Below are 20,319 nucleotides of genomic sequence, written 5' to 3' on the forward strand. Positions count from 1 at the left end.
CCTAGTACAACAGGCAATATTGGGGAATATGTGTCAGTAGCGACGGGTGAGAATACGGGGACCATCGGCGGTGGCGGTCACCGTATGCTCCCAGTGGGCGGCAAAGGAACCATCGAGGGTAACGACCGTCCAGTCATCCTCCAAGACGGCGGAATCCTCTGTGCCCAAAGTTAGCATGGGTTCGATGGCCAGTACGGAACCTTCCTGAATCAGCGGGCCGCGTCCGGGCCGGCCTTCGTTGGCTAGGTACGGTTCCTCATGCATGGTGCGGCCAATTCCGTGTCCGCCGTAGCCATCGACGATAAAAAGCTCCACACCGAACTTCTCCTCAGCACGGCGAGTGGCTTGTTCGAGGGCATAGGAGACATCGGTAAGCAGATTGCCTGGAACCATAGCCTGCATGCCCTCCATAAGGACATACTCGGTGGCCTTATTGAGGGCTTCGACATCTGGGGCGAGCTCGCCCACGGCGAAGGACCAGGCGCTATCGCCGACCCAGCCGTCGAGCGTAGCACCACAATCAATGGAGACTAGGTCGCCTTCGGCGAGGACGGTTTCCTGGTCTGGGATTCCGTGGACGATGACATCATTAACGGAAGCGCAAATGGAGCCCGGGAAGCCTTCGTAGCCCTTGAAAGTGGGATAAGCCCCGGCATCGCGAATGGTCTGTTCGGCCACTGCATCTAACTCGATGGTAGATACGCCAGACGCCGCAGCAGCGCGGACTTCCTGCAGTGCCTTACCGACGATCTCGCCGGCGGCCTGCATGGCGTCTAGCTCACCCGGGGTACGGGCGGGGATGCGCTTACTGCGGCGTCGAAAAGCCATGCTTACTTACCCAGTGCTTCCATCGCACGGGCGTTGATCTCCTCCACGGTGCCTTCGGCCTTGATGGGGATAATGGCATCGCCGTAGTGCTCAATGAGCGGGAAGGTCTCCTCACGGTATACACCGAGACGGGTGCGAATGGTCTCCTCGTTATCGTCGGCGCGGCCGCGAGCCATCATGCGCTCGACAACTACGTCCTCAGATACCTCGAAGTTGAGCACGCCGTCGAGCTTCTCACCCTTCTTGGACAGCAGCTCTTCCAGGATGTCTGCTTGCTCGGTAGTACGAGGGAAGCCGTCCAGCAGGAAGCCATTCTTGGCATCGTCCTGGTTGAGGCGATCCTCGACCATACGAGCGGTGACGTCGGTAGGTACCAGCTTGCCTGCATCGATATAAGACTTTGCTTCCACACCCAGCGGAGTGCCCTCGCCAATATTGGCGCGGAAGAGGTCGCCGGTGGAGATATGCGGAACGTTTAGCTTCTCGCTGAGGATAGCTGCCTGGGTGCCCTTGCCGGCACCGGGAGGTCCTAGAAGTACAAGACGCATTACTTAAGTAGTCCTTCGTAGTTGGATTGCAGTAGCTGGGACTCGATCTGCTTGACCGTAGTCAAAGCGACAGAGACCATAATCAGGATGGCCGTACCGCCAAAGGCGGAGGTACCGCTGGCAGAAGCGCGGCCCACACCGAGATCCAAGAGGATATTCGGCAAAATGGCGATAACTGCCAAGTACAGGGCGCCCACGCACAGCAGACGGTTCATCACATAACCAAGGTACTCCGCGGTCGGACGGCCCGGGCGAATACCCGGGATGAAGCCGCCGTACTTCTTCATATTATCCGCCTGCTCCGCCGGATCGTACTGAACCGAAACGTAGAAATAAGCGAAGAAGATAGTCAGCACGAAGTACAGCACGATGTACTGCCAGGACGATGGCGCCTGCAGGTGTGCGATGACATTGCGCTGCCACCAGTTATCGGGGGTACCGGCGGAGCCAGAGTTCACGATCTGGGTAATGAGCACCGGCATGTAGATAAGGGAGGAGGCAAAGATGACCGGAATAACGCCGGCCTGGTTGACCTTCAGCGGCAGGTAGGTAGAGGAACCACCGTACTGACGGCGGCCAACCATGCGCTTGGCGTACTGGACCGGAATGCGGCGCTGGCCCTGTTCGATGAAGGTAATGCCAACAACCAGGATGACCAAGCCGGCTACCACCATGGCGAAGACGAGTCCACCATTGTTCTGCAGGATGCTTACACCATCGGTTGGAAGGCGGGTTGCGATACCAGCGAAGATGAGCAGGGACATACCGTTACCGATGCCCTTTTCGGTGATGAGCTCGCCCATCCACATCACCAGCACGGCGCCCGACGTCATGGTGATTACCAGGACGATGAGGGTAAAGAAGTTACGGTCTTCTGCCAAGACCTGCACGCCCTGGCCCAGCAGCTGCTCGCGGTCTGCCAGTGCGACGATGCCGGAGGATTGTAGCAACGCCAACGCCAAGGTCAGGTAGCGAGTGTACTGGGTCATCTTGGCCTGACCGGACTGGCCTTCCTTCTTCAATTCCTCGAAGCGGGGAATGACCACGGTCAACAGCTGCACGATAATCGAGGCCGTAATGTACGGCATGATGCCGATGGCGAAGATCGACAGCTGCAGCAACGCGCCACCCGAGAAGAGGTTAATGACGGAGTAAAGGTCTCCGGACTGCTCGGTCAGCTGGCGCAAGCGGCCAGCAATTGACGCATAGTCAACACCCGGGGACGGAATCTGTGCGCCGACGCGGTACGCAATGACCATCACGATGGTGAAGATGATCTTCTTACGTAGGTCGGCATCCTTAAAAGCCTGGATAATGGCGGACACTACAAAATCCTCCTGGCCTACCGCTGCCGAACGCGAAATCTAGGGAGGGTTTCGCGCTCATACACGGAGGTGGAAACTCATCTGCCCCTAGGAAACCGCACCCCTCAAGCTGGACAGCTAAGGGGAATTTTAGGCTTCTTTCAGGGACGGTTGAACACTTATGACCCCACAACCCTACCAGCCTTGTCCCCCATAGCCACATCAATACCCAATAGTGTGACCATCATTGCTTGTTCTTTCGCACGTTTTGCCTTCGGGGTTTACCATGAGGGGGTATTGCAAACATGCAATCCCCTAGTAAAGTCTCCGACCTCACAGCCCCATGCGCCACGAGGCCGTTATTGGTGTGAACCAACTATTTTCGAAAGAAGTACTTATGAAAAAGAAATTCACGCCGATGACCGTAGCTGAGATCATCGACGTATTTGTCCCTAGCCCCAATCCCTTCCGCTGGGAAGCCTTCGACGGATCCGCGACCGGACCGGAGGATGCCCAGTACAAGGTGACTATTAACAGCCTTGAAGGCTTGTCTTTTATAGCCACCCATCCCGGCGATGTGGGATTCGCCCGCGCCTATGTCACCGACGGCATCACGGTGTATGGCGATCACCCCGCCCATCCCTATGGAATTTTTGACGCCCTGCATGCCATGTACGACAAATTCCACAAGCCGGATGCAAAAACGCTGGCACGTGTTGTCCGTTCCCTAGCGTCCATGGGTGCCTTCCAAATCCAGCCGGTACCAGAGGTAGAGCGAGCCTCGTGGTTGCGCCGCAAGGTGCATGATGGCCTGTCTAAGCACTCCAAGCAACGCGATGCGGATGTCATTTCTGATCACTATGACGTGGGCAATGACTTTTATGAGCTGTTTTTGGGCAATTCGATGACCTATACCTGCGCCTACTATCCCTCCCCTGACGCCACCTTGGAGGAAGCGCAAGAGAATAAATACCGTCTCATCTTCGACAAGCTGCGTCTCAAGGAAGGTGACCGCCACTTGGACGTGGGCTGTGGCTGGGGCGGCATGGTGCGCTACGCAGCGCGCCGCGGCGTGAAGTCCATTGGCGTCACTCTATCCAAGGAACAGGCCGAGTGGGGCCAGCGCAAGATTGAGGAGGAAGGCCTCCAAGACTTGGCGGAAGTACGCTTCATGGATTACCGCGATATCACCGAAGAGGGATTCGATGCTATCTCCGCCATCGGAATTATCGAGCACATCGGTGTAAAGAATTACGATGACTTCTTCAAGTTCCTCCATGGCAAGTTGAAGGTGGGCGGCCTGATGCTCAACCACAACATCACCTACCCGGATAACCACAAGACGCCCAAGGGCGGCTTCATTGACCGCTATATCTTCCCGGACGGCGAGCTCACCGGCTCCGGCAATGTCACCAAGGCGATGCAAGATAATGGCTTCGAAGTCATCCACACCGAGTCCCTCCGGTTTGATTACATGCGCACGCTGCATGACTGGTGCGAGAACCTGAAGGACAATTGGGACGAGGCCTGCGCAACCGTGGGCCTACCCACCGCTCGCCTCTACGGCATTTATATGGCCGGATCCGAATGGGGCTTTGAGCGCAATATCATCAACCTTTATCACTTCCTCGGCGTCAAGCTGGGCGAGGCCGGCTCCCGCGCCGGTGTGCCTGAGCGCCGCTGGTGGGAAGATAGCCGCTTTTAAGGAGGGGTGCCATGACTCTCATTGATAATCTGCGCGAACGCCTCGCCGCTGCCCAACCGCGACCGGTGGATGCCATGCCCATTGAGCCGGTGGGATGGACGGCGCACCAAGAGGGCGTCGACAAGCTGCTGGCGAGTTTCCGTGCTGTCCCGGCCGGAAAGCGCGTGCGCCTAGCCAAGAAAACTTCTAATCTTTTCCGCAGCCGTAGCGAGGAGCAAGAGGGCCTAGACGTATCCGGCCTGGGCAGCGTCATCGAGGTCGATCCGGTTGCTCGCACGGCCGATGTGCAAGGTATGTGCACCTATGAGGACCTCGTCGATGCCACCCTTCCCCATGGCCTCATGCCCTTCGTCGTACCGCAGCTTAAGACCATTACTTTGGGCGGTGCGGTTACTGGCATGGGCGTGGAATCCACGAGCTTTCGCAATGGCTTGCCGCACGAGTCCGTCCTCGAGATGGACGTGCTTACCGGCACGGGTGAGATCCTTACCTGCTCCCGCGAGCAGAATGTGGATCTCTTCCGTCTCTTCCCCAACTCCTATGGCTCGCTGGGCTATGCGGTGCGCCTGAAGATCGAGTTAGAGCCCGTGCCCGCCTATGTGGAATTGCGCGAGGAGCGTTTCCACACCGTGGAGGAGGCGAGCCGCGTGCTTGCCGACGTCGCCTCTTCCCACACGCACCGCGGCGAGCCCGTCCATGGCCTCGACGGCGTGGTCTTCTCCGAGGACGAGGCCTACCTCGTCTTCGCCCGCTTTACCGACGAGGAGGGCCCAACCTCCGATTACACGCGGGACAAGATTTACTACCGCAGCCTCCAGCACGCCTCTGACATTCGGCGCGACCGCCTGACCATCCGCGACTATATCTGGCGCTGGGATACCGACTGGTTCTGGTGCTCGCGCGCCTTTGGCGCGCAGAACCCGAAGGTGCGCAAGGTGTGGCCGCGCGAATTGCGCCGCAGTTCTTTTTATTGGAAATTGGTCCGGCTCGACCGCAAATACGAGCTGGAATATAACTTCATCAAAAAGCCCCACGGCAAGCCACGTGCTGAACGCGTGGTCCAAGATATCGAGGTCACTCCAGAAAACCTGCCGGAATTCCTCCATTGGTTCTTTAATGCTTCCGATATCCAGCCGGTGTGGCTCTGTCCAATCCGACTTCGCGATGGCGTGGAAGAGCTAGTAGGCACCGGCGACCTCGCCTCTAACTCGAGCGACCCCTGGCCGCTCTACCCGCTTCGCCCCGGGCAGACCTGGGTCAATGTTGGCTTTTGGTCCGGCGTAGAAGGCGACCACGTCGACCCTTCCGCCCCGAATAATGGCGCTTTCAACCGCGTCATTGAATCCAAGGTCAACGAGCTTGGCGGACACAAGTCCCTTTACTCTGAAGCCTTCTATTCCCGGGAAAAATTCGAAGAACTCTACGGTGGCAACCTTCCCGCCACCATCAAAGCGGTTACCGATCCGGATGACCGCTTCCCTGGCCTGTACGAAAAAACCGTAGACGAGGCCTAGGCCTTCCCTCCCCCGCGCCTACCCTGGTTGGAAAAGCATAAAGGGTGGAACGCCCTCCCCGAGCGTTCCACCCTCTTTTTTCGTCCCGAAGTCTTGGGACACTCGCGCTTTAGTAGGCCGCGGTGATGTTGTCGTAGCCGTTGATCTTCAGGGCGTCCATGACGCGCTGCACAGCTGCCTCATCCTTCTCCGGGTTATAGGTCTCCGGGAAGGTCAGGTGAGCAGAGTGGTCATCCTTAAACTCGATGTTCATGAACTCGTGGCCGGCCTCCTGGGTAGCTAGGGCCAGCTCACGCTGCACGGCCAGCTTACCGCTCTGCAGGTTGCCACCGTTGAACCCTGGATCGACCTCTTCGGCACCCTCTGCGTCACCGTTGATGACGTCTTCCTTGTCACCGGTGATACGGCCCTTCTCAGCGTGAGCGCCGGGCTGCTGGTCCTGAGCGTTCTGCTCGCCAACTTCGGCAGGCGCGGTCTGAGTGGTCTCAGCAGGATCCGGCTGGGAGAGCTGTTCCTGGGCGTCGACTGGGCCGGTAGAGCCGGCAAATGGCATGATGGCAGCGACTGCGGTTGCGAGCAGCGAAGAAATAGACGACATAAGAGTCTCCTTAACGGTAGATGATTTTCAACTAAGATTGACTTTAACACTCATGAATATATATCGCCATACCGGCAACCTTATTTATTAATAAAGGTTTCCTGTCAGCTATTTCCAGCACCAATTGTGTCCATAACCAAGGTACTGCGCTCTATACCGGCACCAGGGCGCTTACCAAACGAAATCGTCCCCCTGCTCCGCTGGTGCGGAGAGGGGGACGAAAATCTACTTGAAAGAGATTACTTGGTGTTGGCAGATCCGCCAGCAGCCTCGATCTTCTCAACAGCAGACTTGGAGAACTTGTCAGCGGTGACGTTCAACTTAACGTTGATGTCGCCGTTGCCCAGAACCTTGACCGGCTTATTAGCGCGGACCAGGCCAGCAGCTGCGATGTCAGCAACAGTGATGTCGCCGCCATCTGCGAACTTCTCAGCCAAGTCAGCAACGTTAACTACCTGGTACTCAACATGGTTCGGGTTCTTGAAGCCCTTCAACTTAGGCAGACGCATGTGGATCGGCATCTGGCCACCCTCGAAAGCAGCGGAAACCTGCTTACGAGCACCGGTGCCCTTGGTACCGCGACCAGCGGTCTTACCCTTGGATGCCTCACCGCGGCCAACGCGGGTCTTAGGCTTATTTGCTCCTGCGGTTGGGCGCAGGTCGTGCAGCTTGATGATATCAGCCATGGTTTACTCCCCTGCCACTTCTTCGACGGTGACCAGGTGGCGAACCTTGTGAACCATACCGCGAACGATCGGGGTGTCCTGCTTAACTACGGACTGACCGATGCGCTTGAGGCCGAGGGCCTCAATGTTCTTGCGGTGGTTCGGCTTGGTGCCCACCAGGCCCTTTACCTGTGTAATCTTCAGAGCCATTGCTTATGCCTCCTGACCTGCGCGCTTGCGCAGCATACGGGCCGGGGTGACCTCTTCGATGGACTTGCCACGACGTGCGGCAACCTCTTCAGGGCGGACCAGCTGCTTGAGGCCGTCCACGGTAGCGCGGACGACGTTGAGTGCATTGTCGGAGCCCAGGGACTTCGACAGGATGTCCTGCACGCCAGCGCATTCAAGCACTGGACGAGCAGCACCACCGGCGATAACACCGGTACCAGGTGCGGCAGGCTTCATCATAACGATGCCAGCTGCGTCGCGACCCTCAACCGGGTGGGTGATGGTGCCGGCAATCATCGGAACGCGGAAGAAGTTCTTGCGAGCCTCTTCAGCACCCTTCTGGATTGCGGCCGGGACTTCCTTGGCCTTGCCGTAGCCAACGCCAACCTGACCCTGGCCGTCACCAACGACGACGAGAGCGGTGAAGGACATGTTGCGGCCACCCTTAACGGTCTTGGAGACGCGGTTGATGGTCACAACGCGCTCGATGTACTTATCGCGCTCGTTGTCCTGGTGGTTACGACGATCGTTGCGGCGGCCGTTGCCACCGCGGTTGTTCTTGTTGTTCTCGGCGGAGCGTCCGCCGTCACGCTGTTCACGGTCCGACATTAGGCGTTCCTTCCGTTGATGTTTCCGTTGACGATGATCATTAGAACTTCAGACCACCTTCACGTGCGGCGTCAGCCAGCGCAGCGACGCGGCCGTGGTACTTGTAGCCTGCGCGGTCAAATACGACGTGCTCGATGCCAGCGGCCTTTGCGCGCTCGGCAACCAGCTCGCCTACCTTGGCAGCCTTGGCCTTCTTATCGCCCTCGAGTGCACGAACGTCCGCCTCCATGGAGGATGCGGAGACCAGGGTGTGGCCTGCCAGGTCATCGATGACCTGGACGTGCATGTGACGTGAGGAGCGGTGAAGAACCAGGCGCGGTGCCTCAGGGGTGCCGCGCAGGGTCTTACGGATACGGAAGTGACGGCGTGCGCGTGCTTCGCGACGACGGGAGGAGATGTCCTTGCCGACTGGAGTGCGCTTGGTGTTTTCAGTGTTTGCCATTGCTTACTTACCCGTCTTTCCGACCTTGCGACGGATCTGCTCGCCTTCGTAGCGAATACCCTTGCCCTTATAAGGATCGTCCTTACGCAGACGACGGATATTAGCGGCGATCTGTCCGACTAGTTGCTTGTCAATACCGGTAATGGACAGCTTGGTTGCGCCGTCCACTGCGAAGGTAATTCCCTCCGGAGCCTCGATGAGGATCGGGTGGGAGTAGCCCAGGCTGAATTCCAGGTCCTTGCCCTTCTGCTGGACACGGTAGCCGACACCGAAGATTTCCATCTTGATGGTGTAGCCCTCGGTCACGCCGATAACGGCGTTGTTCAGCAGGGAGCGGGACAGACCGTGCAGAGCACGGTGCTTGCGGTGGTCATCAGGGCGGGAGACGGACAGTACGCCGTCTTCCAGGTTGATGGCGATTGGCTCTGGAACGTTAACGCTCTGGGTACCCTTTGGGCCCTTCACCTCAACGTCTTGGCCGTTGATCTTGATTTCGACGCCGTTTGGCACGGCGATTGGTGCTAGACCGACTCGAGACATGTGTCAAACCTCCCTTTACCAGACGTAGGCGAGAACTTCTCCGCCTACGCCCTTCTCCTCAGCCTGACGGTCAGTCAGCACGCCGTGGGACGTGGAAATAATAGCCACGCCCAGGCCGCCCAAGACCTGTGGCAGTTCGGTGGACTTTGCGTACACACGCAGACCCGGCTTAGACACGCGACGCAGGCCAGACAGGGAGCGCTCGCGGTTGTTGTACTTCAGCTCGAGGGACAGGGTGTGGCCCTCGACGGTGTAGTCAGCGATGTAGCCTTCCTGCTTCAAGATGTCGGCAATATTTGCCTTCAGCTTGGAGGTAGGCATCGACACGGTGTCATGGTGCGCATTACTTGCGTTGCGCACACGCGACAGCATGTCGGCAATAGGATCAGTCATAGTCATATGAGTGACCGTGTACCTTTCTCGTTGCGGTTCCCGTGCTCACCAAAGCGTTCTCCGTGTGATTTCGGGCTACTCACGCTCCCCACGGTCAGTACCGTGAGGCGCTCGCCACCCTTTGATTCAGACAACGGTCCGCTATCTACGGCGAGGGGCCTACAACAAAGTTGAAATGAACTTCTTGAATTGCGGGTACTCATCCCCATGTGAGCTGCATAAACAGCGTGCGGGCACGAGTCCGAGCATTTACATTACACGTCGACCTGGCCTTTTCCAAAATTCTCCCTGCTTATCGGCAAGCTTGCCGGCATGACCCCAAACGTTACAGTTTCTCGTGCCAATCCCGTCGCTAACCGCTTCGACAACCCACGCATCGGCCACCGCGTCACCGCGCCTGCAGGCGTGGGCGGCGTATACCACGCGATGGAGAAGGCAATCCCGAACCACGGCCTCGTGCCGCTGCTGAAAATGAACCAGCATGGAGGCGTTGACTGCCCCGGCTGCGCCTGGCCGGAGCCGGGGCAGGGCGACATCAACTTCGTCGAGTTCTGTGAGAACGGCGCCAAGGCCATCGCCCAGGAGACCACGTCCAAGCGCGTGTCCCGCGAGTTCTTCGCCAACACCACCGTCCGGCAGGTGCGCGAGATGCCGGACTAGGAGCTCAACCAGCTCGGCCGTCTCACCGAGCCCATGCTCTGCGACCGCTCGCTCGGCGACGAGAAGTACCACCCCGTCTCCTGGGACGAGGCCTACGACCTCATCGCGGAGCAGCTCAAGGCCACGGACCCGAACCGCGCCATCTTCTATACCTCCGGCACGGCCGTCAACGAGTCCGCCTTCATCTTCGGTGTGCTGGGCCGCCGCCACGGCTCCAATAACCTGCCGGACTGCGCGAACCTCTGTCACGACTCCACGGGTGTCGCGCTCGCCAAGACCGTGGGCGTGGGCAAGGGCTCCATCGTCATGCAAGACATATACAACACGGAACACATCATCTCCGTGGGCCAGAACCCGGGTATCAACCACCCGCGCTCGCTGACCGCCTTTAAGAAGCAGAAGGAAAACGGCGGCAGGTTCATCATTATCAATCCCATGCCGGAGACTGGTTTAATGAAGTTCAAGGAGCCGCAGTCCGTCAAGGGCGCCCTCGGCGTGGCCGACAAGATTAGCGACGAGTACGTCCAGGTTCGCCTCGACGGCGACCGCGCGCTGTTCCAGCAGATCAACCGCGAGGTCATTCGCCGCGACTTGCTCGACCGCAAGTTCTTGGAGGAGTTCTGTTCCAACGTCGACGAGACCATCGCGCACCTTAATTCGCTTGACGATGCCGCCCTTTCCCGCGGATCCGGAGTCTCCCAGGCCGAGGTCAAGAACATCGTCGACTACGTGGAGAAGTCCGAGACGGTTGTTCTCGCGTGGACGCTGGGCGTGTCCCAGCACCGCAACGCGGTGGCCACCATCCAGGAAATGATGAACTTCCTACTGCTCACCGGCAACTACGGCAAGCCCGGCGCGGGCTCCGGCCCGTTCAGTGGCCACTCCAATGTCCAGGGTGACCGCACGATGGGCATCTCGTAGAAGATGCCGGAGTGGTTCCTGGCCAACATGGAAGAAAAATTTGGCTTCGACGTTCCGCGCGAGCACGGCGTTTCTTCCACTGGCGCGGGTATCCAGCTGCGCGAAAAGAACGTCGATTTCTTCCTGTCACTGGGCGGAAACTACATCCGCGCGATGTCGGACACGACGGCGCTTGAAGACGGCATTTCTGCCACCTAGCAGTCGGCCCACATGCTCACCAAGCTCAACCGCACGTGTGCGTGGCTGGGTGAGAAGTCGCTTATCTTGCCGGTGCGCTCCCGCACCGATGTCGACATTCAGGCCTCGGGCCCGCAGAAGGTCTCTGTCGAGGCATCGGACTCCAAGGTTTCCGCGTCCTTCCCGAAGCGCCGCGGAAACCGCGACCTGAATCTCCACTCCCAAATGCAGATCATCTGCGGCATCGGCGAGCGTGCATTCGGCGACGCCTTCTAGCGCCCGATGATGGACAACTACGATGTCATCCGTGATCACATCGCGAACGTCATCCCTGGTTTTGAGAACTACAACGAGCACCTCAAACGCCCCAGCGGCTTCATGCTCCCGCACGCGGCCCGCGAACGCATCTTCAACACCTCGGACGGCAAGGCCCAGCTGACCATCAATGCCACCGACACCATCGAGCTTGAGGGCGACCAGCTGCTGCTGACCACGGTGCGCAGCCACGACCAGTACAACACCATCTCCTATGGCCTGGTTGACCGCTACCGCGGTGTGCGCGGTGGACGCCGTGTCATCTTCATCCGCAAGAAGGACCTGGCCGAGCGCGGGCTCAAGGACGGCGACATCGTCGACGTTGTCTCCGAGTACGCCTCGGGCCGCCGCGTCGCGCCGAACTTCCGCCTGGTCGAGTACGACATCGCCAAGGATTACGTGGGCGGCTACTTCCCTGAGCTCAACATCCTCGTGCCTGTGGAAGAGATGACTAAGGACTCCGAGACTCCCGTTTCCAAGTCCCTCATTGTCCGTCTGGAACCGACCGGCAAGAACGCGAACGACTTCTAAGTCGCCGCACCCCCGTTAGTCCCGTCGCGAGCGGGACTTTCGCGGTTGTAGGCAGGGCCGCGACTACAGTTGAGTTCATGACTGAAGACAAAGACCCCATCCAGACCGCGCACGAGTGGCTTGAAGAGGTCGCAACGACGCTGGATCTCGATCCGCACGACGCCACGGCGCTGGTGCGCGAGCTGCTCGATCTCACCAAGGACGTCGCGCACTATCGCTCCCGCCCGGCCGCCCCGCTCACCGCCTTCGTGGTCGGTCTGGCCAGCAAAGACGTCGAGGAAGCCCGCGCCAACATCGCCAAGCTCAAGGAAGCCGTGCAGTAGTGGCGGGCCGCACCACCTCCAAGTTCGCGGTCACCAAGGTCCGCCTCAACGAGGAGCGCACGCAGGTCACCCAGGTCGATACCCGCGCCGATACCGTCGCTGGCGAGGAGCCGCTCGAAATCCGCGTCGATGGCCAGACTCTCACCACGACCATGCGCACCCCGGGCCACGACGTTGAGCTCGCCCATGGATTCCTCCATTCCGAGGGCCACATCCAGGCCGCCCGCGACATCGAGTCCGCCAAGTACTGCGAGGGCACCACCCGCGACGGTGTCAACACCTACAACCTCCTCGACATTGAGATGCGCGACGACAACGTCATCTCGCTCAAAGAGCTGCGCCTAACACTCACCAACTCCGCGTGCGGCGTGTGCGGTACCTCGTCCATCGAGGAGCTAGCCAAGAAGACCCGTTACCCCATCCCCCACGTGCCGGTCGACCCGCTCGTTATCGCCCAGCTGCCGGATAGGCTGCGCGAGGGCCAGAAGCAGTTCCGCAAGACCGGCGGCATCCACGCCGCTGGCGCCTTCACGCTGGGTGGCGAGCCCATCGTCATCCGAGAAGACGTCGGCCGCCACAACGCCGCGGACAAGGTCATCGGCCACCTGCTCATGGAGGGCTTGCTTCCGGCCAGCGATCTCATCCTCGTGATGAGCTCGCGCGCCAGCTTCGAGCTCGTGCAGAAGGCTGCGATGGCGGGCTTCTGCCAGCTCGTGGCGGTATCGGCAGCCTCCTCGCTCGCCGTCGACACTGCCCGCAAAACCGGCATGGCACTCGTCGGTTTCGCACGCGGCGACCGCTTCAACCTTTACTCGGGAGACCTGAAATGAGCCTTATCGATTTCCTTGTCAACGTCGAGCTGGACACCCCGCGCCCCGACTACCGCGCGCTGCTCATCGCCGCACGCAACGTCACTTCCCCGGTTGCCGAAACCCCCGCCGCCCCGTCAGCATTCCAGCCCCATGTCGCCGCGTGGCGCACGGCGTGGCAGAACGCCGGGCTCGATCCCGCGCTTTTTGATCTGGGCGCCCAGCCTTCCGATGCCCCCGTAGTTGCCCTCGGCAACGCCGTCGCCCGCCGTTTCGAGCTGCCTGTCACGGCGTTCGCCCTCGATGGCTTCGCGGGCCTAGTGCGCATCGAGGTAGGCACCGCTACGGTGCGCGATGCCGCGGGTAGTGCCGCGCGGCGCTTCCGGCCCGAGCACCGAGTCCAGCCCACGCCGGAGACCACCAGCGTGCTCTATATCCTCGAGGCCTTGGATCCGCTCACGGACGACGATCTGCGCCTGGCGGCAGATGACATCCTCGACGCCCTGCGCGCGGCGAACCCTGATGTCGAGGTCGCCCAGCGCATCCTGCGCCCCGAATAACTCCGCGCGCCGAGTAAGCGCTAGTGTGCAGCGCGCACGTCGAGGAAGCCGCGCAGCAGCGCATTGCGGCGGCGGGTGCCGGACTCGAAGGTCTCGGCGTAGTTGTCGTAGGGACATCGACTTGCGCGTACACCTCGTCGAGATGCGACATGTCGGGCACTCCGGCGACAGGCTCGGTCTCCCAGGCTCCCGCGATATGTTCGATAGTCGACTTGATGCCCTCGGGGCCGCCGCCCAAACGGTTGGACTCGAACGGGCCTGTGGCCGCGTAGCGCAGCCCCAGCGAGTTGCGCAAAATCGTGTCGAGGTCCTTCGCGTCAATGACCCCCTGTTGCACGAGTGAAATCGCCTCCCACATGTCGACCTTTTGAATGCGGTTGCCCACGAATCCGGGGATTTCCTTCTTCATCGCGCTGGGCTCGAAGCCGAGCTCTCGGTAGACCTCCAGCGCGCGTTCGACCGTCTCCGGCGCGGTCTCCGGTCCCGGCACGACTTCGAGAACCGGCATGAGTGCCGGCGGGTGAACGGGTGACCGATGACGATCCGCTCGGCTGCGGGATTGTCTGCCGCGCTCTTGGAAGGAAGGATGGCTGAGGTCGAGCTGGCGAGGATGGCGGCATCGGTAAGTCCCGCCAGCCGTGCGAAGATCTTGTGCTTGAACTCCAGCGACTCCAGCCCTGCTTCCTGGACGAAATCGACGCTGTCCGTGAGATCCTCCAGGTTTGTCTAGAACCGAACCTTGTCCCCGAACTCCTGCGCCACCGCGTCCGCGAGTTCTGCGCGCACGTCTGTCATGCGCACCTGCCACCCCGCGTCGACGAAGCGCTGGGCAAACGAGAAACCGATCAGGCCGCCACCTACAAGCAATGCTGTCTTCATGTTTTTTAGCCTGGGCCTTCTGGCTCGCGGCCACACGGTTTGTTGTATGGCCACCGCCACACAAAAGGTCTACAAGAATTGATTTATCCCGCCTCGGCCTTGTCCGAAGTGAAAGACGCTTTTCCACATCCCACCCTCGCCACGTCCTGCGCCCGCAACCAACCCGTAGAAATGCACCGCACGCCCATTCCTTCTACTCGCCCCTGTGCCGCTCCTGCTATGCCCGAGACCTCAGCCGTCGACCCCGCGCACTGCGCATCAGACCAGTGCTTTCGCACCCTTCCCCGAGCCGGTGCAGCAAATACATCCCGCCGTGACCACGGATCACCGCAGCGTGCCCGCGCGCGGCACCACTTTCCATTAAATAATTTTACCGTAGCCTACTCTATGTTAGGGTATCCTAACATGCACAAAATTCGTCACGAGAGACCGGCCCCTTTCGTCGATTCCTTCGTAAGAGCCGATCCGACTGCATTAAACACAATCATCCACCACAGCCAGCACACCCTCACGCAGTATCTCGCCGAGGGCGACGCGCCACGCTCCGGTCGCAACGCCCATGAGACAGCAGCGGCCGTCACACGCGTTGACCTCGAGCACCCAATTGGTACATTCGACGCCGCGTTGGCTGAGCTTTGCGAACTCTGGCTCGACCACGCCGTGTGGTACCACCACCCGCGCTACATCGCCCACCTCAACTGTCCGATCACCGCCACCGCCGTGGGCGCGGATCTGCTCGCCACCACAGTTAACACCGCGGTCGAAAGCTGGGATCAGGCCTCGAGCGCCGCCGCAATCGAAGGCCACCTCCTCGAGTTCTTCGCGCGCAAGCTGCGCTGGCCGGAAGACCCGCATTCCCGCACCCGCGGGGTCTTTACGTCCGGTGGTACGCAATCCAATCTGCAGGCGCTCTACATTGCGCGCGAAAAGGCGCTGGGCGCTCAAGGCGTGCAGGGACTTTCCCAGTTGCGCCTCTACACCAGCAGCCACGCCCACTACTCCGTGTTGCGCGCCGCCCACCTCCTTGGGCTCGCGGACACCGCCGTCATCACTATCGAATCGGATGCCGAACACCGACTCGACGCAGCTGATCTCGCCCGGCGCATCGCGGCCGACGTGGCGGACGGCTACACGCCGATGGCCGTCGTGGCCACCGCTGGGGCAACCGACCGCGGCACCATCGATCCGCTAGAGAGCATCGCCAAGGTCTGCCGCCACGCAGGGGTGCACTTGCATGTCGACGCCGCGTACGGAGGCATCCTGCTGCTCTCACCCACGCAACGGCACCGTTTGCGCGGCATGGACGCGGCCGATAGCGTCACCGTCGACTTCCACAAGGGCTACTTCCAGCCGGTGGCCTGCAGCGCGATTCTCTTGCGCGATCCCGCCGACTGCGCCCTCGTGTCGTGGCACGCGGACTACCTCAACCCCGAAGACGCCACCGACCACAATCTCGCAGACTTCTCGCTCCAAACCACGCGTCGCTTCGACGCGCTCAAGCTCTGGATGACGCTGCGCACCCACGGCGCCGACGCCCTCGGGGAGGCCTTCGACGCCTGCTGCGCCGCGGCCCGCGATGCCGCCCGGCGTGTCGACGCCCATCCACGCTTTGCACTGCGCGCCACACCGGAGCTTTCCACAGTGCTGTTTACGCCTGCCGATGCCCCCGCCAGCCTCGTCCACATCGTCCGCCAGCGCTTGCTCGAGCGGGGCGACGTGATTGTCGCGACCACCACCTTCGAGGGCGCGCCGTGCTGGAAGTTCACCATTCTCGATCCGCAGCTGCGTGGCACAGATATCGACGCGATCCTCGGGCTCATCGAACGCGAGATGGACGCCGTCGACCAAGCCAACGCTCAACCGAGCCCCAGCGCTCTCGCGGTACAACCCGCGCGCTAGACCACGACCCACAGAAACTTAAAACAGGAGTTTGTAATGTCTTCTTCCACCACCGCCCGCACTGCCGCCGCCGCTGATGCCGAATCTAGCATTAAGCCCTATGACCTGGTGGGCATCGGGATCGGGCCGTTCAACCTGGGCCTGGCGGCGCTGAGCCAGCCGCTGGTTGACGGCGGCGCGCTGCGCGCGGCGTTCTTCGATTCGCGCGCGGAATTTTGCTGGCACCCCGGGATGATGATTCCTGGGACGACGATCCAGGTTCCGTTCATGGCCGATCTGGTCACCCTCGCCGACCCCACGAGCCCGTACAGTTTCCTCAACTACTGCAAGCAGCAAGGGCGCATCCACCAATTCTACATCAAGGAGGATTTCAACCCGCTGCGCGAGGAATACTCCGATTACTGCACCTGGGTCTCCCAGCAGCTGAGCACGCTCGAGTGGAACTCCACGGTGACGTCGGTGCGCCGCGTCGACGATCTGTGGGAGGTCACCGTCAACGGGCCACGGGACACCTGCACGGTGCTCAGCCGCAACGTCGTGGTCGGAGTGGGCACCATACCGTTTATTCCCGCCGAGCTGCGGGCTGCGCCGGAAGCCGGGCTCGCCGTACACTCGGCGGACTATCTTGAGCACAAGGAGGAGTTGCTCGCCCAGGAGTCCGTCACCATCATCGGGTCGGGGCAGTCCGCGGCCGAGATTTACGCCAATCTCATGGAACCTGCCGCGTACCAGGGCACGCGGCTGGACTGGGTCACCCGCTCGGGGCGCTTCTTCCCCATGGAATACACCAAGCTCACCCTCGAGATGACTAGCCCCGAGTACGCGCAGTTCTTCCGCGGCCTGGACGCCGCGACGCGCGACCGGCTCAACCGCGAGCAGCGCAATCTTTACAAGGGAATCTCCGGCCAGCTCGTCAATCACATCTACGACACCTACTACCGGTTGTCCATCACGAAGGGCCTGCCGCGCCCATTCGCCTCGACGCTCCTAGCCGGCTGGAGCGCGGCGCTATGCGACGCAGACGCGTCCGCCCCGTTCCAGCTGACGTTGACCCACGGCGAGACCGGCGAAACCCGCACGCACGCGACAAACGCGCTGGTGCTCGCCACCGGCTACAAGGCCCCGCTCTTCCCCAGCTTCCTGGAGACCGCACGCGAAGAAGTCCAGTTCGACACGGCCGGGCGCCTGGCCATCGATCCCGAGTTCGCCATCGACGCCGCCCAGTCGCTCTTCGTCCAAAACGCCGAGGAACACCTTCATTCGCTCATCGCGCCGGATCTCGGGATGGGACCGTGGAGGAACTCCATTATTCTCAAGGCCATCACCGGCCGCGAGTACTATCCCATCGAGCGTTCCGTCGCCTTCCAGACCTTCGGGGGTCAGTAATGCTCAATACCGAACGTGACGAAATCTTCACTCCCCACGGCACGGTGCGCCTTCGCCCGCTCACCCCCGGCGACACCGAGCTCGTTCACGGGTGGCTCACCGATCCTCACTGCGCGTTCTGGGGCATGCAACAGGCCAGCGTCAACGACGTCGCCGTCGAATACGACCGGCTCCGCGCCTCCCCGCACGAAGAAGCCTGGATCCTCGAGCTGCGCCCGTACCCTGCCGCCCCGCGCAGACCGATGGGCATCGTCGAGGACTACGACCCGCGCCGCGTGGTGCTGGACTCGGTGTTGGCCGGGGCTGCTAGCTCGGAGGCTGCTGGTGTCAGGGAGTTGACGCTGGAAGAGCCACTACGCGGACTGCACTTCCTCGTCGCCCCGCCGGCCGGTGCCCACGTTTCTGGGCTAACCAGCAGCCTTTTCGCCGCGGTCATCCGCTGGCTCATCGACTGCCGAGGTTTCCGCGAACTCCTCGTGGAGCCCGACGTAGCCAATGGCGCAATTCACCGCAAGAACGCCGAGGCCGGCTTCCTTGATGTGCCGGGACTTAACGAGGTCCGCCTGCTTCAAGGCGGGCACACGAAGACGGCACGGGTGCAGCGTTGTACTGCCTCAGACTTCTATTCCTCAGCGGCTGCCGCGCGCGGCTCGCTGTCGCCGGTGGCGAATGCGCTGTGCGCGGCCGAGACCGCTGAGCGCCAGCTCATCGCCAAGGCCATCCGCGAATTTAGCCATGAAAGACTGCTGACGCCGAGCTTTCACCCGGACTCAGAACGATGGTCGGTCCACTTGGGGCCGCGGGAGCTGAGCTTTTCGGCCCACCAGTACGGGCTGGAGCATCTCGAAGTCGTCCCCGAAAGCATCGAAGCTGCCGATGCCGCCCCGCTGCACCTGGCTGAGCTCATCGCCGGGGCCGCAGAACAGCTGGGCATAGAACCGGGGTTCCTGCACACCTACATCGAAGAAATTCAGGCGACCCTCGCCGGCCGTGCCCGCGCCCTCGCGACTCGCCCCGCCGCGCAAAGCTTGCGCGCACCGCAGCTCGCCGCCAGCGCCCAGGAGCGCGCGAATGCCCAGGCGGACTATCTCGTCTCCGCTGAGTCAGCAATGTATGAGGGGCACCCCGGGTTCCTCGCGAATTCGGGGCGCGGCGGGATGAGCCTTACCGAGCTACGCGCCTACGCGCCGGAGGCGGGAGCCGACGTACACATCGTGTGGCTCGCCGCCAAGCGGGAGCACTGCGTGGTGGCGGCATCAGAAGACGTCGCGGACCTAGCCGGGTTCTTCGCCGAACAGCTCGGAGACCTCGAGCCGCGCTATGAGCAGGCGCTCGCAGAATTGGGCTGCGACCCGGATGACTATGTGCCGCTGCCGCTGCACCCGTGGCAGTGGGACAACTGCATCTCCACGATCTTTTTCGCCCAGCTCATTTCCCGGGATCTGGTGTACATCGGCACCAGCAGCGACCTATTTCGCCCCCAGCAGTCGCTGCGGACGTTCTTCAACCACTCGCGCCCGGCGCTGCCCTATGTCAAGACTGCCGTGGGCATTCGCAACATGGGGTTCGTCCGCGGGCTCTCGCCGGCGTACATGGAAACCACGCCCGCCATCAACGATTGGTTAGCCCAACAGCTCAATGTCGATCCGGAATTCCGGGCCTGCAACGTGCGTCTGCTCAAAGAAATCGTCGCCGTAGGCTACCGCGGCGACACCTACCACCGCCACCCGCTGCCCGCGGACTCAACAAGCGGGCGAGAGAAAATGCTCTCCGCGCTGTGGCGCGACTCGCCCGTGCCGCAGCTATCCGCCACGAGCGTGGCCGTGACCCTGGCGGGCTGCCTCTACGTCGACCCGGCAGGAGAGTCACTCGCCGCCGAGTGGATCGCGCAATCGAGTCTACCGCCGCAAGAATGGCTGCGTCAGCTGCTCGACGTGTACCTTGTCCCAGTCCTCCACGCGCTCGCCCAGTACGGAATCGTGTTCATGCCGCACAGCGAGAATGTCATCCTCGAGCTCGACAACGGCGCGCCCGTCGGCGCGTTTTTCAAGGACCTGGGGGAAGAGGCCGCGGTCGTTGACGCCCGCGTGGACATGCCTGCGGGACTAGAGCGCCTGCAGGTCGATCACGGCGACTTCACCGGTGCCCAGCGCGCGCTATCTATCCACACCGACGTCCTCGACGGCGTGCTGCGCCACCTCGCCGCGCTCTTCGACCGGGAGGGATTGCTCACTGAGACCGAATTTTGGCTCACCTGCCGTGAAGTCGTACTGGATTACGAACGCCGCTTCCCCGGCACGCTGGAGAAACTTCCGGTGCTCGCGCCGCAGTTCAAGCACTCGTGCCTCAACCGCTTGCAGTTACGCAACCCGTTATCGATGGTGAACTTGGGCGACCAGGAGTCCTCGCTCATCTACGCCGGGGACATGGACAACCCGTTGCATTCTCCAGAATCGACGGCGCGATAAGTAAAGGCCAACCCCGC

At 61.3% G+C, this 20,319-nt stretch carries 19 protein-coding genes and 2 pseudogenes; 9 read left to right on the forward strand and 12 right to left on the reverse strand.

Annotated features, from left to right (window positions below):
- Positions 1–33: 33 nt before the first annotated feature.
- From map to secY, 3 genes are read right to left on the reverse strand one after another with little or no spacing between them, the layout of a single operon-like run.
- On the reverse strand, positions 34–828 hold the full coding sequence (gene map / locus I6I12_RS10710; protein WP_200288265.1) for a type I methionyl aminopeptidase: 795 nt from the start codon (positions 826–828) through the stop codon (positions 34–36).
- A 2-nt stretch (positions 829–830) separates the two neighbouring features.
- A complete protein-coding gene (locus I6I12_RS10715; protein WP_023020592.1) occupies positions 831–1,376 on the reverse strand; it encodes an adenylate kinase in 546 nt (181 codons plus the stop codon).
- Positions 1,376–2,701: a preprotein translocase subunit SecY gene (secY, locus tag I6I12_RS10720; protein WP_023020591.1), complete on the reverse strand. Its 1,326-nt coding sequence runs from the start codon at positions 2,699–2,701 to the stop codon at positions 1,376–1,378. The genes I6I12_RS10715 and secY overlap by 1 nt, the downstream gene beginning before the upstream one ends.
- Positions 2,702–3,077: 376 nt before the next feature.
- Here secY and I6I12_RS10725 point away from each other — a divergent pair, with 376 nt between their 5' ends.
- Both I6I12_RS10725 and I6I12_RS10730 read left to right on the forward strand, forming a co-directional pair.
- Positions 3,078–4,385: a class I SAM-dependent methyltransferase gene (locus I6I12_RS10725; RefSeq protein ID WP_200288266.1), complete on the forward strand. Its 1,308-nt coding sequence runs from the start codon at positions 3,078–3,080 to the stop codon at positions 4,383–4,385.
- 11 nt (positions 4,386–4,396) lie between these two features.
- Positions 4,397–5,899, forward strand: a complete 1,503-nt coding sequence (locus I6I12_RS10730) for an FAD-binding oxidoreductase (RefSeq protein WP_200288267.1) — start codon at positions 4,397–4,399, stop codon at positions 5,897–5,899.
- A 109-nt stretch (positions 5,900–6,008) separates the two neighbouring features.
- Here the strand turns inward: I6I12_RS10730 and I6I12_RS10735 are convergent, their stop codons facing one another.
- The 7 genes from I6I12_RS10735 to rpsH all read right to left on the reverse strand — a co-directional run bounded on the left by I6I12_RS10735 (position 6,009) and on the right by rpsH (position 9,380).
- On the reverse strand, positions 6,009–6,497 hold the full coding sequence (locus tag I6I12_RS10735; RefSeq protein ID WP_023020588.1) for a hypothetical protein: 489 nt from the start codon (positions 6,495–6,497) through the stop codon (positions 6,009–6,011).
- 239 nt (positions 6,498–6,736) lie between these two features.
- Positions 6,737–7,183: a 50S ribosomal protein L15 gene (gene rplO, locus I6I12_RS10740; protein WP_005322777.1), complete on the reverse strand. Its 447-nt coding sequence runs from the start codon at positions 7,181–7,183 to the stop codon at positions 6,737–6,739.
- 3 nt (positions 7,184–7,186) lie between these two features.
- The gene (gene rpmD / locus I6I12_RS10745) at positions 7,187–7,372 is read right to left on the reverse strand and encodes a 50S ribosomal protein L30 (protein ID WP_023020587.1); all 186 of its coding nucleotides are present in this window, start codon (positions 7,370–7,372) and stop codon (positions 7,187–7,189) included.
- A 3-nt stretch (positions 7,373–7,375) separates the two neighbouring features.
- Positions 7,376–7,999 carry a 30S ribosomal protein S5 gene (gene rpsE / locus I6I12_RS10750; protein ID WP_023020586.1) on the reverse strand — a complete coding sequence of 208 codons (624 nt, stop codon included), beginning with the start codon at positions 7,997–7,999 and terminating at the stop codon, positions 7,376–7,378.
- 40 nt (positions 8,000–8,039) lie between these two features.
- A complete protein-coding gene (gene rplR / locus I6I12_RS10755) occupies positions 8,040–8,441 on the reverse strand; it encodes a 50S ribosomal protein L18 (protein ID WP_005322788.1) in 402 nt (133 codons plus the stop codon).
- Between the two features lie 3 nt (positions 8,442–8,444).
- Complete coding sequence (rplF, locus tag I6I12_RS10760; protein WP_023020585.1) at positions 8,445–8,981, reverse strand: 50S ribosomal protein L6; 537 nt, start codon at positions 8,979–8,981, stop codon at positions 8,445–8,447.
- Between the two features lie 15 nt (positions 8,982–8,996).
- Positions 8,997–9,380 (reverse strand): 30S ribosomal protein S8, encoded by a 384-nt coding sequence (rpsH, locus tag I6I12_RS10765; RefSeq protein ID WP_005322799.1) that lies wholly within the window; start codon positions 9,378–9,380, stop codon positions 8,997–8,999.
- 306 nt (positions 9,381–9,686) lie between these two features.
- Between rpsH and I6I12_RS10770 the strand changes: the two are divergent.
- The 4 genes and pseudogenes from I6I12_RS10770 to I6I12_RS10785 all read left to right on the forward strand — a co-directional run bounded on the left by I6I12_RS10770 (position 9,687) and on the right by I6I12_RS10785 (position 13,670).
- Positions 9,687–11,978, forward strand: a pseudogene (locus I6I12_RS10770) (FdhF/YdeP family oxidoreductase).
- 77 nt (positions 11,979–12,055) lie between these two features.
- Positions 12,056–12,301, forward strand: a complete 246-nt coding sequence (locus tag I6I12_RS10775; RefSeq protein WP_200288268.1) for a DUF6457 domain-containing protein — start codon at positions 12,056–12,058, stop codon at positions 12,299–12,301.
- Complete coding sequence (gene fdhD / locus I6I12_RS10780; protein ID WP_023020578.1) at positions 12,301–13,131, forward strand: formate dehydrogenase accessory sulfurtransferase FdhD; 831 nt, start codon at positions 12,301–12,303, stop codon at positions 13,129–13,131. Before I6I12_RS10775 ends, fdhD begins: the two co-directional genes overlap by 1 nt.
- Positions 13,128–13,670: a hypothetical protein gene (locus I6I12_RS10785; RefSeq protein ID WP_023020577.1), complete on the forward strand. Its 543-nt coding sequence runs from the start codon at positions 13,128–13,130 to the stop codon at positions 13,668–13,670. Before fdhD ends, I6I12_RS10785 begins: the two co-directional genes overlap by 4 nt.
- Here I6I12_RS10785 and I6I12_RS12025 read toward each other — a convergent pair.
- A complete protein-coding gene (locus I6I12_RS12025; protein WP_366918728.1) occupies positions 13,567–14,079 on the reverse strand; it encodes a 3-hydroxyacyl-CoA dehydrogenase family protein in 513 nt (170 codons plus the stop codon). The two genes, I6I12_RS10785 and I6I12_RS12025, sit on opposite strands and share 104 nt — an antisense overlap.
- 57 nt (positions 14,080–14,136) lie before the next feature.
- Positions 14,137–14,549 (reverse strand): annotated as a pseudogene (locus I6I12_RS12105) (3-hydroxyacyl-CoA dehydrogenase NAD-binding domain-containing protein); the annotation flags it as partial.
- 405 nt (positions 14,550–14,954) lie between these two features.
- Here I6I12_RS12105 and I6I12_RS10795 point away from each other — a divergent pair.
- The 3 genes from I6I12_RS10795 (at position 14,955) to I6I12_RS10800 (ending at position 20,302) form a co-directional block, all read left to right on the forward strand.
- Entirely contained in the window at positions 14,955–16,448 is a 1,494-nt protein-coding gene (locus I6I12_RS10795; protein ID WP_200288269.1) for a pyridoxal phosphate-dependent decarboxylase family protein, read from the forward strand.
- A 36-nt stretch (positions 16,449–16,484) separates the two neighbouring features.
- Positions 16,485–17,834, forward strand: coding sequence for a lysine N(6)-hydroxylase/L-ornithine N(5)-oxygenase family protein (locus I6I12_RS12040; protein WP_234288129.1), 1,350 nt, complete (start codon positions 16,485–16,487; stop codon positions 17,832–17,834).
- Between the two features lie 125 nt (positions 17,835–17,959).
- The gene (locus tag I6I12_RS10800; protein WP_234288200.1) at positions 17,960–20,302 is read left to right on the forward strand and encodes a GNAT family N-acetyltransferase; all 2,343 of its coding nucleotides are present in this window, start codon (positions 17,960–17,962) and stop codon (positions 20,300–20,302) included.
- The last annotated feature ends 17 nt before the right edge of the window (positions 20,303–20,319 follow it).

The organism is Corynebacterium kefirresidentii (genome assembly GCF_016599755.1).
Lineage (GTDB): Bacteria > Actinomycetota > Actinomycetes > Mycobacteriales > Mycobacteriaceae > Corynebacterium > Corynebacterium kefirresidentii.